Annotated in this window: 17 protein-coding genes; 10 read left to right on the top strand and 7 right to left on the bottom strand. The window is 74.1% G+C overall.

Going from position 1 to position 14953, the window contains the following annotated elements:
- The first annotated feature begins 7 nt into the window (after positions 1 to 7).
- Complete coding sequence (locus OG386_RS27425; RefSeq protein ID WP_328790315.1) at positions 8 to 490, top strand: MarR family winged helix-turn-helix transcriptional regulator; 483 nt, start codon at positions 8 to 10, stop codon at positions 488 to 490.
- Between the two features lie 24 nt (positions 491 to 514).
- On the opposite strand, the gene OG386_RS27430 is transcribed toward OG386_RS27425, so the two are convergent.
- The 4 genes from OG386_RS27430 to OG386_RS27445 all read right to left on the bottom strand — a co-directional run bounded on the left by OG386_RS27430 (position 515) and on the right by OG386_RS27445 (position 5159).
- Entirely contained in the window at positions 515 to 976 is a 462-nt protein-coding gene (locus tag OG386_RS27430) for a hypothetical protein (RefSeq protein ID WP_328790316.1), read from the bottom strand.
- 81 nt (positions 977 to 1057) lie between these two features.
- Positions 1058 to 2398: an AAA domain-containing protein gene (locus tag OG386_RS27435; RefSeq protein ID WP_328790317.1), complete on the bottom strand. Its 1341-nt coding sequence runs from the start codon at positions 2396 to 2398 to the stop codon at positions 1058 to 1060.
- A complete protein-coding gene (locus OG386_RS27440) occupies positions 2395 to 3978 on the bottom strand; it encodes a hypothetical protein (RefSeq protein ID WP_328790318.1) in 1584 nt (527 codons plus the stop codon). The genes OG386_RS27435 and OG386_RS27440 overlap by 4 nt, the downstream gene beginning before the upstream one ends.
- Positions 3966 to 5159, bottom strand: coding sequence for a hypothetical protein (locus OG386_RS27445; protein WP_328790319.1), 1194 nt, complete (start codon positions 5157 to 5159; stop codon positions 3966 to 3968). Before OG386_RS27445 ends, OG386_RS27440 begins: the two co-directional genes overlap by 13 nt.
- Before the next feature lie 110 nt (positions 5160 to 5269).
- Here OG386_RS27445 and OG386_RS27450 point away from each other — a divergent pair, with 110 nt between their 5' ends.
- Complete coding sequence (locus OG386_RS27450) at positions 5270 to 5866, top strand: histidine phosphatase family protein (protein ID WP_328790320.1); 597 nt, start codon at positions 5270 to 5272, stop codon at positions 5864 to 5866.
- Positions 5867 to 6574: 708 nt separating this feature from the next.
- Here OG386_RS27450 and OG386_RS27455 read toward each other — a convergent pair.
- Complete coding sequence (locus tag OG386_RS27455; protein ID WP_328790321.1) at positions 6575 to 7891, bottom strand: tetratricopeptide repeat protein; 1317 nt, start codon at positions 7889 to 7891, stop codon at positions 6575 to 6577.
- Between the two features lie 241 nt (positions 7892 to 8132).
- Between OG386_RS27455 and OG386_RS27460 the strand changes: the two genes are divergently transcribed.
- Both OG386_RS27460 and OG386_RS27465 read left to right on the top strand, forming a co-directional pair.
- A complete protein-coding gene (locus tag OG386_RS27460) occupies positions 8133 to 8549 on the top strand; it encodes a hypothetical protein (RefSeq protein WP_328790322.1) in 417 nt (138 codons plus the stop codon).
- Between the two features lie 45 nt (positions 8550 to 8594).
- A complete protein-coding gene (locus tag OG386_RS27465) occupies positions 8595 to 9473 on the top strand; it encodes a spermidine synthase (protein WP_328790323.1) in 879 nt (292 codons plus the stop codon).
- Between the two features lie 31 nt (positions 9474 to 9504).
- Here the strand turns inward: OG386_RS27465 and OG386_RS27470 are convergent, their stop codons facing one another.
- Entirely contained in the window at positions 9505 to 10053 is a 549-nt protein-coding gene (locus OG386_RS27470) for a hypothetical protein (protein WP_328790324.1), read from the bottom strand.
- Between the two features lie 79 nt (positions 10054 to 10132).
- Here OG386_RS27470 and OG386_RS27475 point away from each other — a divergent pair, with 79 nt between their 5' ends.
- The 6 genes from OG386_RS27475 to OG386_RS27500 all read left to right on the top strand — a co-directional run bounded on the left by OG386_RS27475 (position 10133) and on the right by OG386_RS27500 (position 14182).
- On the top strand, positions 10133 to 10822 hold the full coding sequence (locus tag OG386_RS27475) for a response regulator transcription factor (RefSeq protein WP_030010722.1): 690 nt from the start codon (positions 10133 to 10135) through the stop codon (positions 10820 to 10822).
- A gap of 7 nt (positions 10823 to 10829) precedes the next feature.
- Positions 10830 to 12236: a sensor histidine kinase gene (locus OG386_RS27480; protein ID WP_327385275.1), complete on the top strand. Its 1407-nt coding sequence runs from the start codon at positions 10830 to 10832 to the stop codon at positions 12234 to 12236.
- A gap of 27 nt (positions 12237 to 12263) precedes the next feature.
- Entirely contained in the window at positions 12264 to 12428 is a 165-nt protein-coding gene (locus OG386_RS27485) for a DUF5993 family protein (protein ID WP_189737231.1), read from the top strand.
- Positions 12429 to 12430: 2 nt separating this feature from the next.
- Positions 12431 to 13081 (top strand): disulfide bond formation protein B, encoded by a 651-nt coding sequence (locus OG386_RS27490; RefSeq protein WP_328790325.1) that lies wholly within the window; start codon positions 12431 to 12433, stop codon positions 13079 to 13081.
- 57 nt (positions 13082 to 13138) lie between these two features.
- Positions 13139 to 13801, top strand: coding sequence for an NADPH-dependent F420 reductase (locus OG386_RS27495; protein WP_328790326.1), 663 nt, complete (start codon positions 13139 to 13141; stop codon positions 13799 to 13801).
- A gap of 84 nt (positions 13802 to 13885) precedes the next feature.
- Entirely contained in the window at positions 13886 to 14182 is a 297-nt protein-coding gene (locus OG386_RS27500) for a hypothetical protein (protein WP_266596174.1), read from the top strand.
- 167 nt (positions 14183 to 14349) lie between these two features.
- Here OG386_RS27500 and OG386_RS27505 read toward each other — a convergent pair whose 3' ends face one another.
- Entirely contained in the window at positions 14350 to 14928 is a 579-nt protein-coding gene (locus tag OG386_RS27505) for a TetR/AcrR family transcriptional regulator (protein WP_328790327.1), read from the bottom strand.
- Positions 14929 to 14953: the final 25 nt, after the last annotated feature.

Raw genomic sequence — 14953 nt, forward strand, 5'->3', positions numbered from 1 at the left:
GGCGGACATGACCCCCGCACCGGAGCCCGGGCCCCGCTGGCTCACTGAGTCCGAACAGGACGCCTGGTATGCGTGGCGGCGGATGTTCCCGCTGGTCAATGCGGAGATCGCGCGCGACCTCACCCAGGACAGCGGACTCTCCGAGGCCGACTACGACGTCCTGTCGGTACTCGGCTCCACGGACGGCCACCGGATGCGCATCAGCGCGCTGGCCGAGCTGATGCGCTGGTCCCGCAGCAGGCTGTCCCACCAGCTCACCCGCATGGAGCAGCGCGGCGCCGTCCGCCGCGAGGAGGTGGCCACCGACGGCCGGGGTGCGGAGGTGGTCCTCACCGACGTCGGCGTCACCATGATCACGGACGCCGCTCCGCTCCACGTGGAGTCCGTACGCCGCCACCTGATCGACGTCCTGACCCCGGAACAGCTGCGCACGCTGGCCGAGGTCGGCGAGGTGCTCCGCGAACGGCTCGGCGCCCGGCGCAAGCCCTGACCCGGCGGCCGTGAGCCGGTGGCCTCAGCCGGTCCAGCCGGAGATCCGTACGTGTGTGACGCCCCCGTCCTCGTCGTCGAGCTCGACGCGGACCGCGTCCGCGAGCCGGTGGCCGTCCTTGTTGCTCTTGGGCACCCGCTTCGGCCGGGGTTCCGCGCACGCGTCGGCGCCCGAGCAGTACTTGCGGGAGATCTCCGTGTCGGGATAGGAGGCCCGCAGCCATGCCTCCGTCTCCTCCCGGGGGGCGCGGAAGTCCAGCTCGTACGAGATGCTCATCCACTGACCCGTCGTACACCGCCGGTCGTGCGTCCCCGCGGGCAGCTCGGCGGCGCGGACGAACTTGGCCGCCTCGTCGCACGGCACGCCCAAGGTGCCGACGAAGGCCGCCGACACCTGGTACGCGTACCAGCCTCCGAAGGCCAGTACGGCTGTCGTGGCGGTGATCGCAAGCCATATCGTGATGCGCTTGCGTCGTACGGACGTCATTTGAGAACCCCCTGGTCACATTCACTTGAACATGTTCAAGGATGCGTTCGGGGGGGTCCCCGGTTCCCTACATGTCGATCTTCAAGGCCGCCACGGAACGCGGTGCTCGGCCAGGTGGGCGAGTACCGAATGGTTCGCTTCCCAACCATCTGGGAATTTGACCGTCACGCCCAGCTGGACCGGTTCCGTCGAGGGATGGTCGTCCAGCAGTTCCGCTATGCCCGCCCGGGCCACCACCACGCACGCGTGCCGGTGCCGAGAGGCCAGCACGCACAGGCGGCCCGTCTCCAGGTGGAAGGCCGTCGCGTCCGGGCGGCCCGACAGCGGGTGGAGGACCACCGTGAGGTCGTACTCGCGGCCCTGGAGCCGGTTCGCGGTGTCCACGGTTACCCCCGTGACCCCGAGCGAGGCCAGCGCCGCGCGGACCGCGGCCGCCTGGTCCCGGTGGGCCGTGCCGACCGCGATCCGGTCCGCCGTCAGCGGGGCCGGCTCCGGGGACTGCTCGTCCGAGGTCACCGCCCCGCGGTCCAGGGCCCGGCGGACCACCAGGGCCACCGCCCGCACCGCCTCCGGGTCCGTGCGCGGGGTGTGCCGCGCGGGCAGCTCCAGCAACCCCCAGCCCGCCTCGGCCGCCTCGTCCAGCACCCGGTCCGGGCCCGACCCGTCCGAGGGCACCCCGTACGACAGCCGCCGCTCGCCCGGGCCCGTACCGCTGCGGAACTGCGTGTACGGGTAGAAGGCGCGGGAGACCAGCGGCGCCGCCGACGCCGGGAGCCGCCAGGACACCGGCAGCCGGTGCTGCGGCAGTTGCGGGTTGTGCGCGAGCAGGGTGCTCACCGCCGAGGCGGAGGGGTCGTAGGACAGGCCCGCCCACTGCTCCGCGCCGACCACGCTGAACGGGTCCAACTGCCCCGGGTCGCCCACGAACAGCGCCCGCTCGAACAGTCCGGCCACGGCCAGCAGCGCGTCCGAGCGCATCTGGTACGCCTCGTCGACGATGGCGTGCTGCCAGGGCTCGACGTCCTTGACGAAGGCCCACTTGGCCGCCGTGGAGATGGTGATCGGCAGCTCCGCGAGGTCCTTCGGCTTGGCCGACAGGGTGACCGAGGGCAGCTCGCGCAGCGCCGGGTCGTAGGCGTCCGCGTCACTGCTGTGCAGCCGGCCCACCTTCAGCTCCGGGTCCTTGTCGGCGAGGCGCAGCACCAGGTCGTCGACCTGCGCGTTGGTCTGCGCCACCACCATCAGGCGGCGTCCGGCCGCGGCCAGCTCCCGCGCCGCGCGTACCACGAGCGTGGACTTGCCGGCTCCGGGCGGGGAGTCGACGACCACGCCCCGCTCGGTCCCGTGCAGGGTGTCGGCCAGGATCGCGGCGGTCGCCCGGGCGGCCGCCGCGCCCGGGTCGAAGGGGGCGGTCGTGGTCACAGCAGGTCCTCGTCGGTCACGGAGTCGGGCAGGGGAAGGGCGCCCGCCGATCCCGGCGGGCCGCCGTGCGTCCACGGGGTCTGCTCGGGCTCCGGGAGCTTCGGGCCGCCGCGCGCATCGTGCTCGAAGAGCGTCCAGCAGAGCTGGTCGCCCTTCTCCGGGACCGTCCCCGGCTCGGGGTCCCGGCCGCGGCCCATCTTGTCGAGGAGCCGCAGCACCAGCCGCCCGTCCTCCTCGAAGCGGACGAACTGTGCGCTCTGCGGGCGCCCGTCCAGCGAGCGGAACACCTTCCCGCCGCCCTCGTCGGCGAGCTGCGGGCGGTCCTCCGTCACCACGGTCACCAGCGGGCGCGGGCTCGGCCGCTTCGACTCCGTCCACTCCATCACCACCTCGGTGACCTCACCGGCGAAGGCCTCGCCCGCGAGCCGCCGGCCCGCCATCACCAGGGGGTCGTCCAGCGCCTCCTGGGCGTCGAGCCGCACCTGTTCGGTCTCCCGCGTGGCCAGCTTCTGGGCGGCCGTCACTGCGTCGTCGCGGCGCGGCTGCGGCGGCTCGCCCGCCCGTACGCGGTCCCGGTGGCCGGTGTAGGACCAGCGGTCGCGCGTCCAGCGTTCCTCCGCGCGCTCGCCCGGCGGCAGGGAGCGCAGCAGGTCGATCGCCTCCCAGGTCTTCCGCCAGGTGCCCGACATCTGGGACTCGACCAGCCGGTGCACCTCCTGCTCGGCCGCCCGGACGTGCCGGTCGTCGTCGCCGGGGCCGGCCGCCAGGGCCGTGCGCGCGGCGTCGTAGCGGGCGACGGCGGGCGCCAGCAGCTTGTTGTCGAAGGCCGGGTCGGTGGCCGGACCGGCGGGCGGGCACAGCAGCTGGCCGTCCTTGTCGCGGCCCAGCTCGGCCCGGTGGGCCTCCTCGGCGCCCGACCGGCCCTCGGGCGGGGCGATCCAGCCCAGGAGCGCGCCCAGGTGCTGGTCCTCCAGGTTGCTCTGGCCGGTGGCCCAGTGCCGGGACAGCAGGTCGGTGGCCGACAGCAGCATCGAGGAGCCGGGCACCCGCGAACGCTCGGCGAGGTGGGTGAACCAGCGACCGAGCATCGGCACCTGGGAGGGCGCCGGATACGGATTGTCCGGGTCCTCCTCGGCGGTGCGCCGGAACCGCATCGAGCGCCCCAGCAGGCGCACGTACTCGATGCCCGCCCGGCTCGGCACGATCAGCTGCGGCGCGTCCACGCACAGCTCGGTCTCGACCTTGACCCGCTTGCCCGTCTCCGGGTCGGTCTCGCTGCGCTCGGCCGGCTCCACGACGTCCGCGTACGCGTCGATGTGGGCCAGCACCTGCACGGCCAGCTCCGCGAGGAAGGCCCAGCGCCGGTCGCGGTCGCGCGGCTGAGGTATCACGAACACCCGCGGATCGTGCCGGTCGGTGCCGATCATGGCGCCGAGCGGGGCGCCCGCCTCACCGGCCGTGGTCAGCGGCACGAAGACCATCGGGCGCTCGCTCAGGTGGCGGTGCCGCACGGTCACGAGCGGCTGGGCGCGGCCCGCGCGTACGGCCTCCAGCCGGGCCAGGGTGCTCAGCAGGGACATGCGGGGGTCTCCGGGGCGTGGTGCGGCGGACGGGCGGCGGCCCGTTCCAGGGCCTCGGTGCGCAGCCGCGCGGCGCGGTGCAGCGCGGCGGCGGTCGGATCCTCGGCGCAGCCGGCCCCGGCGGCCGCCGCGAGGGCGGCCTCGACGGTGGTCAGCGCGCCCAGTTCGCCCCGTACCGACCGGCCGAGCGCGGTGACCTGGTCGGCTGCGCGGGCCCGGTCGCGGCAGTGGAAGGCGAGCTCGCAGGCGGCCAGGCACTCGGGGGCGTAGGCGGCGTCGACCGCGGAGACCGCCTCGATCAGCTCCTCGGGGGTCCGCGTCGCCGGGTCGAAGCTGAGGCCCTCGGGCAGGGCGGCGGCCAGCTCCTCGACGCGGGTCAGCCGGTCCAGCTGGCGGCGGGTCACGGAGCGCTCGCGGCGGATGTCGACGGGGGCGGCGGTGGGCAGGTTGGAGAAGTCCTTGGGGCAGACCAGCAGCACGGTGTGCCCGACCTCGGCGCCGGGCAGTTTCCCGGCGGTCTTCTCCAGGGCCAGGACGTACACGGCGGCCTGCCGGGCGGCGGCGCCCACCTTCGCGGCGTCGGCCGCGCCGTCGACCATCGGGAACGACTTGATCTCCACGACGGTCCACCGGCCGTCGGGGTGGACGACGACGGCGTCGGGCTCCAGGTAGGCGGGGGAGCCGGCCACCTCCAGGGCGAGCATCGGGTGGTCCAGCAGCGTCCAGGCCCCGCTGTCCCGGCCGGCGGCGGTCGCCTCGCGCAGGGCGAGCGCGGTCCGGGCAGCACGGCCCTCGGGGCCGGCGGCGGTCAGGTCGGGGACGCGGGCGGCGGCCCCGGGGGACCCGGGCGGCTCGGCGGTGGGCGCGAGGTGCGCGTGGACCAGCCGCAGCAGCTCGGCTCCGCCGTCGCCCTTGACCTTGGCCTCGAAGGAGTTCCCGCGGACTATGGCGAACTGCGACTGCCCGAAGGAGGCGGGGGAGCCGAGCGCCGTGGCCAGGGCGGTCTTGTCCACGCCGGCGCCGTCGAGCAGGGCGCGTCTGCCGCAGCCGGGATTGGCGGCGAGGGCCGCCAGTGCCCGGGCGTCGAGCGGACGGGGCGGCACGGCGGGGCCGCGCAGACCGGCGAGCCGCTGCCGCAGGGTCGTCGGCTGCGCGGGGCTGCTGGGCGGGTAAGAGCTCACCCGCGGAAGTGTCCCATCCGCCACTGACAATCGTGGAGCTAGTGCGGAAACCGGTGGTGGGGGCGGGTGATGGATGATGGACGGACCTCGAACGAACCGGGAGAATTCACATGGCCCCCCGCATCCTGCTGGCCCGCCACGGCCAGACGGCGTGGTCCCAGCTCGGCAAGCACACCGGACGCACGGACGTGCCGATGCTGGAGGAGGGCAAGCTGGGCGCGAAGCTGCTCGGCGAGCGGCTGGCGCGTGACCCGTGGCGGGGGCTGCCGGGCGTGGAGGTCCGCACCAGCCCGCTGGTCCGGGCGAGCGAGAGCTGCGACCTGGCGGGCTTCGGGGCCCGGGCCGAGCCGTGGGACGCGCTGATGGAGTGGGACTACGGCGACTACGAGGGCATGACCCCGGCCGAGATCCAGGCCGTCCGGCCGGGCTGGCTGATCTGGCGCGACGGCGTTCCGGGCGGCGAGTCCGTGGCGGACGTCGCGGCCCGCGCGGACGAGGTGGTCGCCTGGGCCCGTGCGGCGGAGCGCGACGTCCTGGTCTTCGCGCACGGGCACATCCTGCGCACGCTGGCCGCGCGCTGGCTGGGCTTCGAGGCGTCCTTCGGCGCCCGCATCCGGCTGGAGCCGACCTCGCTGTCGGTCCTGGGCTGGGCCTATGGCGCGCCGGCGCTGGAACGCTGGAACGACACGGGTCACCTGGACGCCTAGCCGTCTGCCCTGCGGGCTCGCTCGGCGTGTCTGGCGGGTCCGGCCCCGCGCCTCAATCGCCGGCGGGGCTGGAAGGTGGGTGCTGCTCGGTGGTGTGCGGCGGGGGCCGGATCCGTACCGGGCTCCGCCCGGACCCGCGCCTCAAACGCCGGCGAGGCTGAAAGGGCGGGTTCGTGCCTCAGTGGGCGGCGGGGCGGGGTGGCTCGGTGGTGTGCGGCGGGGCGGGATCCGTGCCGGGCTCCGCCCGGACCCGCGCCTCAATCGCCGGCGAGGCTGAACGGGCGGGCCCGTGCCTCGAATGTCGGTGGGGCTGAACGGGCGGGTCCGTGTCTCGATCGTTGGTGGGGCTGAGAGTGCGGGCTTGGGGAGAGCTGTAGGTGGATGGGTTGGGGTGTCGGAGCGCTGCCGTGGGGTGGGGACACGTGGGAGGGTCCCCGCAGGACGAGCGCGCAACCCAGGTCGTCTGGCAGGACCGCGGCCGTCTGGCGCGAGCCGAGGAGATCCTCGTGCGGGGCACCGCCCCACCCTTTGAAGCCCCGCCGGCGATTGAGGCGAACCACCACGGCAGAAGGATCCGCGCCACCGAGCCGCACACCACCGAGCCCCCCGCAGGGGACCCGGCCGGCGATTGAGGCGAACCACCTCGGCTCGAGGGAACGCGCCACCGAGCCGCACACCGCCGAGCCGCCCGCAGGGCACCCCGCAGGGCTACCGCCGCGTCAGGAACGCGGCCACGCGGGGCGAGCGTTGGTGGGGGATCAGGGCTTCGGCCGTTTGCGTGAGCATGGACCGGACCCGGGTGGACTGGACCTCGGTCAGCAGGTCCAGTACGCGGCCGCCCGCCCACGCGGCTTCGTCCGGGGCGCCCGCGCGGGCCAGGTCGCCGGCCAGCTCGGCCGTGTAGAGGGCCACGTTCCGCGCGAAGTGCGGGTCCTGGAGGTCCGCCGCCCGCCGCGCGTGCCGGGCCGCGCGGGCGTGCTCGCCCAGCGCCGACCAGCAGCGCGCCTCCAGGGACTCCAGCTCCGCCTGCCCGAAGAAGGACATCCATTCGGGGTCGGCGTCCGACGCGCCCCGGGCGAATTCCGTGTGCGCCCGGGTCAGCGCCTCCTCGCAGGCCCTGCGGTCGGCCAGCCCCGCCCAGCCGCCCGCCTCCCGCAGCGCGAGCAGGGACAGCAGCCGCGGGGAACCGAGGGAGCGGGCGGCGCGGCGGCCCGCCTGGGCGGCCCGTACCGCCTCCCGGGAGCGGCCGCAGTCCCGGGCCAGGAAGGCCATGTTGCTGAAGGCGTGCGCCTCCAGGCCCGCGTCCCGCGCGACCCGGGCCGTCGCCAGGGCCTCCGCGTAGTGCGAGCGGGCGTCGTCGAAGCGGCCCGAGTCGTGGGCCAGCCAGCCGACGGAGACGGCCAGTTCACCGGCGCCCGAGTGCAACCGGTCCTCGGTGGACTGCCGGGTGGCTCCCGCGTCGAGCAGCGCGTAGGCGGTGCGCAGGGGTTCGGCGGCCCGCCGGTACAGGGAGTCGGCGCCGTGCCGGTCGTCCAGGAGGCGGATCTGGCGTACCGCGTCCTCGACGGCGGCGGCCTCGGACTCGCCGGCGCGGGTGGGGAGCCGGCGGGCGTCGCCGAGCAGGGTGAGGCTGAGCGTCGCGGCCGCCACGGTCGCGGAGCCGCCAGCCATGAACGCGCGACGCAGCACGTCGCTCTCCTTGGCACTGGAAGGGGAACGGGGGACGGGGACGGAGGCGGAGAGGGGATCGCGCTGGGCCGAGCGGCCCCGGACGCTCTCGCGGGGGGAGAAGCCCAGATCGGCCAGGGTGCGGCCGGGGAACATGTGGAGGAAGACCCGCTCGTAGGCGTAGTTGGGGCAGCGGATCTCGCCGGACTCGACCCGGCCGATGTAGCGCGCGTCGCAGGAAACCGTTTCTCCGATCTCCTTCGCCGCCCGGCGTACCAGGGCCGCGAACTCGGCCGGGGAGTGCTGCCCGCGCAGCTGCCGGAACGTGGAGTTGGGTGAGTGGGGGGACGCCGCCATGGACGTGACCTCTCTGGCAAGGAACGCAGCACCGGTGGTGTGACGGGGGTCCGGCGCGCACGAAAGTACCGCCAGCGAGGGGGTGTTCATGCAATGTTTGGCTACAAAAGGGATATCTCACCCGCGATCCGCCATGAACTGCCATCCTTTGTGGCGTCTTGCCGCCGCACCCGTTGACGTTCCCGTGCGTTGAACCCATGCGGATCCGGATCGAGGAGGGGTTCCCTTGGTGGAGGGCGGCATGGAGAGCACTGGAACGAATACCGCGTCCGAGTCCGGCGCGGCCCCGGACGTGGACCTGGACCTGGTGACCGTTCCCACGCGGCAGGGGCTGGAGGCGGTGGACATCATCCGTCGCGCCGCCAGCCAGGCCGGCGGGGTCGGACCCGTCCTGCACGACGGATCCGGCGACACCCTCGGCTTCCTCGTGCCGCCCGGCACTGCCGATGCGTGGGACCTGCCGGGCAGCGCGTGTACGCAGACCAACGGGCGCGGCATGCGCTTCGGCGACGCCGCCTCGCCCACTGCGGACGTCGCGGACGTCACCGGCTGGCTGCTCCCGCCGGAGGCCGTCGGGCCGGTCACCGACCCGGACGTGTTGCGGGCGGCGCTCGGCGAGGCGGCCCGGCTGATCGAGGCCGCGGACAACTGCCGCTGAAGCGTCCGGGCCGGGTCCTGCGCCGCCGCCCGTCACAATGGGGTGGTGGCAGGCAAGGACAGGAACAAGGGCAAGCAGCGCGGCCGCGGCAGCGCCGAGGCGGTCGTCGGGCAGGTGGACGGCGGCCGGGCGGAGCTGGAGCCGGACCGGGAGCGGTCCGGGGCCTGGACCCTGCTGATCGACGGGGCCCCGCAGTCGCACGTGGACCTGGACGATCCCGGGTACTTGGACTTCGCGTACCAGCGGCGGATCGGTCACCTGATCGACCTCGTCGCGCCCGCCCGGCAGCCCCTGAACGTGGTGCACCTGGGCGGCGGCGCCTTCACCCTCGCCCGCTACACCGCCGCCTCCCGTCCCCGCTCCACCCAGCAGGTCGTGGAGATCGACGCCGCCCTGGTGGCCTTCGTACGGGAACACCTGCCGCTGGACCCGCAGGCGCGGGTCCGGGTCCGGGCGGTGGACGCGCGGGCGGGCCTGGCCAAGGTCCCGGACGGCTGGGCCGACCTGGTGATCGCGGATGTGTTCAGCGGCGCGCGCACCCCGGCGCACCTGACGAGCACCGAGTTCCTGGACGACGTACGCCGCGTCCTCGCGCCCACCGGGTGGTACGTGGCCAATCTGGCGGACGGTCCGCCGCTGACCCATCTGCGGGGCCAGATCGCGACGGCCGCGTCCCGCTTCACGGAGCTGGCGCTGGCCGCCGATCCGGTGGTGTGGCGGGGGAAACGGTTCGGCAACGCCGTCCTGGTGGCCGCCGACCGTGAGCTGCCCGTCGCGGAGTTCACCCGCCGGGTCGCGAGCGACCCGCACCCGGGCCGGGTCGAGCACGGCCGGGCCCTGGCCGACTTCGCGGGCGGCGCGACGCCGGTCGTGGACGCCTCGGCGGTGGCCTCTCCGCAGCCGCCGCCCTCGGTCTTCCGCTAGAGGACCGTCTACCAAAGGGTCGTCCGGCGCCTCAGGGGTCGACGATCTCGACCAGCGGCGGGTGGTCGTGCCACGTGCAGAACACCGACACCTCACGGCCGTCCCGGGTGAAGGTGACCCGGATCCAGAAGTCCGTCTTCCACACCTGCATCCGCCAATCGGTCGCCGGCGTCGCCGAGACCAGCTCGGCCGAGGAGGCGCCCAGGGAGAAGACGACCCGGCCGCCGGAGACCGGATAGGCCTGCACCTTCCCCGCGTCCTGGCCCGTCCGCTGGTTCGGGCCGGGGGCGGTCGACGGCTTCGGGGAGTTCTCCGGGGAGGCCCCGGCGCTCGCCGACGCGTCCGGGGTGGGCGACGCGGAGGGCGACGCGGACGCGGTCGGGGACCCGGTCGGGGAGGGGGACGGGGACGCCTGCGCGCCGTGCGTCGACGAGGACAGCGGACGGTTGGTCAGGGGTACCGCGAGCGGCGGATCGTAGGCCGTTCCCGACATGACGGTGTGCACGCCCCACCACGACAGCGTCACCGCCGCGCCGGTCGCCAGCATCCAGGCCATCGCATGAAGAAGTCCTCGTCGCATCAGGGCACATACTGCACCACCCGCCACAAGAGTGGCCCGACACCCCGCCGAGTCGCCCGGATGGACTACGGTGCGGGCCATGGCAAGTGTGCTCGTGGTCGAGGACGACCAGTTCGTACGTTCCGCCCTCATCCGGCACCTGACCGAGGCCTCGCACACCGTGCGGAGCGTCGGCACGGCCCTTGAGGCGCTGCGCGAGGTCGCGCACCACCGCTTCGACGTGGTCATCCTCGACCTCGGACTGCCCGACCTGGACGGGTCCGAGGCGCTCAAGATGCTGCGCGGCATCACCGACGTACCCGTGATCATCGCCACCGCGCGCGACGACGAGGCGGAGATCGTCCGGCTGCTCAACGACGGCGCCGACGATTACCTGACCAAACCTTTCTCCGTGGAGCACCTCTCCGCCCGGATGTCCGCCGTCCTGCGCCGCGCCCGGGCCGCCGCCGGGGCCGAACCGCCCTCGCGCGTCCTGCGCGTCGGCGGGCTCGCCATCGACCCGCTGCGCCGTCAGGCCGAGCTGGACGGGGCGGTACTGGACCTCACCCGCCGGGAGTTCGACCTGCTGGCCTTCCTCGCCGGCCGCCCCGGGGTGGTCGTGGCCCGGCGCGAACTGCTCGCCGAGGTCTGGCAGCAGTCGTACGGGGACGACCAGACCATCGATGTCCACCTGTCCTGGCTGCGCCGCAAACTCGGCGAGACCGCCGCCCGGCCGCGCTACCTGCACACGCTGCGGGGGGTCGGGGTCAAGCTGGAGCCGCCGCGGTGAGCGCGCGATGAGATGGGCGCTCGTCAAGGTGTGCCTCGCGGTCACGGCCATGGTGGTCGTGGCCTTCGCCGTACCGCTGGGCCTCGTCGTCCAGGAGATGGCCAGCGACCGGGCCTTCTCCAACGCCGAACGGCAGGCCGCCAGCATCGGGCCGACGCTGTCCATCACCACCGACCCCGTGCAGCTGCGCAAGGCGGTGGAGTCCACTCAGATGGGCGCCGCCCGGCGGATGGCCGTCCACGTGCCCGCGATCGGCGACAGCCCGCCGGTGGACATCGGCCGGGGGCGGGCCGGGGAGCGCGCCGTCGCGGAGACCCGGCGGATGGGCCGGGGCACGACGGCATCGGTGCCGGGCGGCGGCTCGGCGCTGCTCCAGCCGACCGCGCTCGGCTCCGGGGACATCGCCGTCGTGGAGATCTTCGTACCGGAGAGCGAGGTCAGCAATGGTGTCGCGACCGCCTGGCTGGTGCTCGCGGGCGTCGGGCTGGCCCTGATCGTCGGCTCGGTCGGGGTCGCCGACCGGCTCGGCGCCCGGCTGGTCCGGCCCGCCGAACGGCTCGCGGACGCGGCGCACCAGCTCGGTGAGGGCCGGCTCGGCGCCCGGGTGCCCGAGGACGGGCCGAAGGAACTCCGATCGGCCGCCTCCGCGTTCAACGCGATGGCGGACCAGGTCGTCGAACTCCTCGCCAACGAACGGGAACTGGCGGCAGACCTCTCGCACCGGCTGCGCACCCCGCTGACGGTGCTGCGGCTCAACACGGCCTCGCTCGGCGACGGCCCCGCCGCCGAACAGACCCGCGCCGCCGTGGAGCAGCTGGAGCGCGAGGTCGACACGATCATCCGTACCGCCCGGGAGCAGCGCCCGGCCACCGGCCCGGGAGCCGGGGCGGGCGCGGGCTGCGACGCCTCCGAGGTGATCCGCGACCGGATGGCCTTCTGGTCGGCGCTCGCGGAGGACGAGGGCCGCGAGGTGCGGCTCGCGGGCGTGGACCGTACCGTACGGATCCCCGTGGCGCGGCCCGAACTCGCGGCCGCCCTCGACGCCATGCTCGGCAACGTCTTCCGGCACACCCCCGAGGGCACTCCCTTCGCGGTGGACGTCCACGACGCGGGCGACGCCGTCATCGTGCTGGTCTCGGACGCGGGTCCCGGCATCGAGGACCCGGACGCGGCCCTGCGGCGCGGCAACGACGGCGGCCGCGACGGGTCGACGGGCCTCGGCCTGGACATCGTGCGCCGGGTCGCGGAGTCGACCGGCGGCGACGTGCGGCTGGGCCGCTCGGTGCTCGGCGGGACCGAGGTCCGGGTCTGGATCGGCCTGGACGGGCGGAGCCTCGGCGGCCCCGGCGCGGGGCGGGCCGGGCGCGGCCGACGCGGCAACCGACGTAACCGGGGGCGCGCCTCGCAGGCGTGATGTCGCCGTCTCGGTACGGTCCGCGGCATGGACACCCTGATCTTCGGCGGGCTCCTCGCCACGCTGATCGCCCTGTACCGGGGCGCGTCCCGGACGGTCGTGCTCGGCGCGTGGTGGGCGGTGCTGATCGCCGTCACCCTGCTGACGGCGCACCACATCACCAGCGGCCTCGCCCTGAAGCTGAGCTACTGACCGTGACCGCCACCATGCACAGCCTCGTGCCCGACGCCCCGCCGGAGAGCGGCCTGCTGGGCCGGGTCCAGTACTGGTTCGCCTGCTTCTTCGTCCTCGGCTGGGCGGCGGTGGTCTGCGCCGGCCTGTACCACCAGTTCGGTCGCGGGGAGATCCCGTGCCCGCTGTGCGTCGTCCAGCGGATGTTCATGCTGCTGGCCGCCCTGGGCGCGGCGTACGTCATCCGCGCGGCGCTGCTCAGCGGCACCGTGCCGGCCCGCGTCTACATGACGGGTTGGGGGATGTCCCTGGTAGCGGCGATCGGGGGCTCCTTCACGTCCTGGCGGCAGACCATGCTGTACGTCCTGCCGGGGAACAAGGAGGGCGGCGAGGTGCTCGGCCTGCACCTGTACCACTGGGCGTGGATCCTCTTCCAGCTCTCGGTGGTCGCCATCGGCGTCGTCCTGGCCTTCGCCCACATGACGGCCGACCGCGCCGTCCTGGCGGTCCGTCCGGGGCCGCTGCGCACGGCGGGCATGTGCGCGCTGTGGTTCCTGGGCATGGTCATCGCCGTGAGCATGCTGGCGGTCTTCCTCCAGGAGGGCTTCCACTGGTTCCTGCCGGACGGCCCGAACCGGTACCGGTTCTTCTACGATGTCCGGATCTTGGGCTGACCGGGCCCGGGGTGGGCCGGGGCGGCCCGGCCTCCGTTCGACGAATGGATCTCCGCAATGCGCTACGCAGTCCTCGGCACCGGGATCGTCGGCCGTACGGTGGCCGCCCGGCTCGACGGCCTGGGCCACCAGGTGGTCATCGGCACCAGGGAACCGGCAGCCACCCTCGGCCGCTCCGAGTACGCGCAGTGGCAGGAGGCCCACCCCACGATCGGGCTGGCCACGTTCGCGCGGGCGGCGCGGGACGGCGAGACCCTGGTCAACGCCACCGGCGGGCAGGCCAGCATCGCCGCGCTGACGGAGGCGGACGCCGCCCACCTCGACGGCAAGGTCCTCATCGACATCGCGAACCCGCTGGACTTCTCGGGGGGCTTCCCGCCGGTCCTGGACCCGGTCAACGTCGACAGCCTGGCCGAGCTGATCCAGCGCACCTTCCCGCGGCTGCGGGTGGTCAAGACGCTGAACACGATGAACTGCCAGATCATGGTGGACCCGGGGCGGGTCGCCGGCGAGCACCACGTCTTCCTCTCGGGCGAGGACGCGGACGCCAAGAAGTCCGTGCGCGAACTGCTGTACGCCTTCGGGTGGCCGGAGGCGAGCGTCCTCGACCTCGGGGGCATCGAGACGGCCCGGGGCACCGAGATGCTGCTGCCCATCTGGCTCCGCCTGATGGGTGCGCTCGGCCACGCGGACTTCAACTTCCACGTCCAGGGCGCCTAGCCAGGAGCCCGACCCGGACGGGGGCGCACATGTTGCTGCGCCCCCGGCCCCGGCCGAGGGTGGGCGTGACGGAAGGAGCCACGCATGAGAGTCATGCTCAGGGCGCACATGGACACGGCCGCCACCAACGAGGGCATCAAGACCGGCGCGCTGCCCCAGGCGATCAAGACCCTGATGGAGAAGGTGAAGCCGGAGGCGGCCTACTTCGGCCTGCACGAGGGCGTGCGCTCCTGTTGGATGGTCTTCGACCTGCAGGACAGCGCGCAGATGCCGCCGCTGATGGAGGACCTGTTCCTGCAGTTCCACGCCGAGGTCGACGTCGCTCCCGTGATGAACGCCGAGGAGCTGGCGAGGGGCCTGGCGGCGATGAAGGCCTCCTGAGCCGCCCCTGAGCCGCCTCTGAGCCGCTCCTGAGTCACTCCTGAGGGCTCACCTCCGCTTCCGTACGCCGCCGCGGCCAGCACCGCGGAGGCGCCCCCCCCCACAGGATTCGGCGAGCGCGATGCGGGCGGCGGAAGCCCCTCGGGCACCTCCCGGCGGCGGGGCCCTCAGCGGAGGGAGTCGATCCAGCGTTCCAGGCGGCGGACCTCGGTGGCCATCAGCTCCGGGTCGCGGAAGGTGTTGGTGAGCAGTGAGATGCCCTGGTAGGCGGCGATCAGGGCGACGGCGAGTTCGCGGGCGTCGGCCCGGTCCATCTGCGCGAACTGCCGCTCGGCCCAGTCGAGCAGGACCTGCATGACGGCGGCGATCGAGCGGTCGAGGCCGTCGGTGCGCTTGTCGAGCTCCGAGGCGAGGGTGCCGGTGGGGCAGCCGTACTGGGCGGTGAGCTCGCGCTGTTGGGCCCAGCCGGCCAGCAGGGCCTTCAACCGCTCCTCGGGGGTGGGGAGTTCGTCGAGGGCGGCGATCAGGCCCCGGAGGGTCTGGGCGTGCGCGTCGATCGCGGCCTCGACGAGCTCGTCCTTGGTCTTGAAGTAGTAGTAGACGTTGCCCACCGGGACCTCGGCCGCCCGGGCGATGTCCGCGAGCGTGGTCGGGGCGACGCCCTGCGCGTGCAGGACCTGTGCCGCGGCGGCCGCCAGCCGTTCCCGCTTGCCGGACGTCCGCCGGGCCTTCTTTGAGTCAGTCACCTGACTCACTCTAGACGAGCGATCG

Origin of the sequence: Streptomyces sp. NBC_00273, from assembly GCF_036178145.1 — a bacterium.
Lineage (GTDB): Bacteria > Actinomycetota > Actinomycetes > Streptomycetales > Streptomycetaceae > Streptomyces.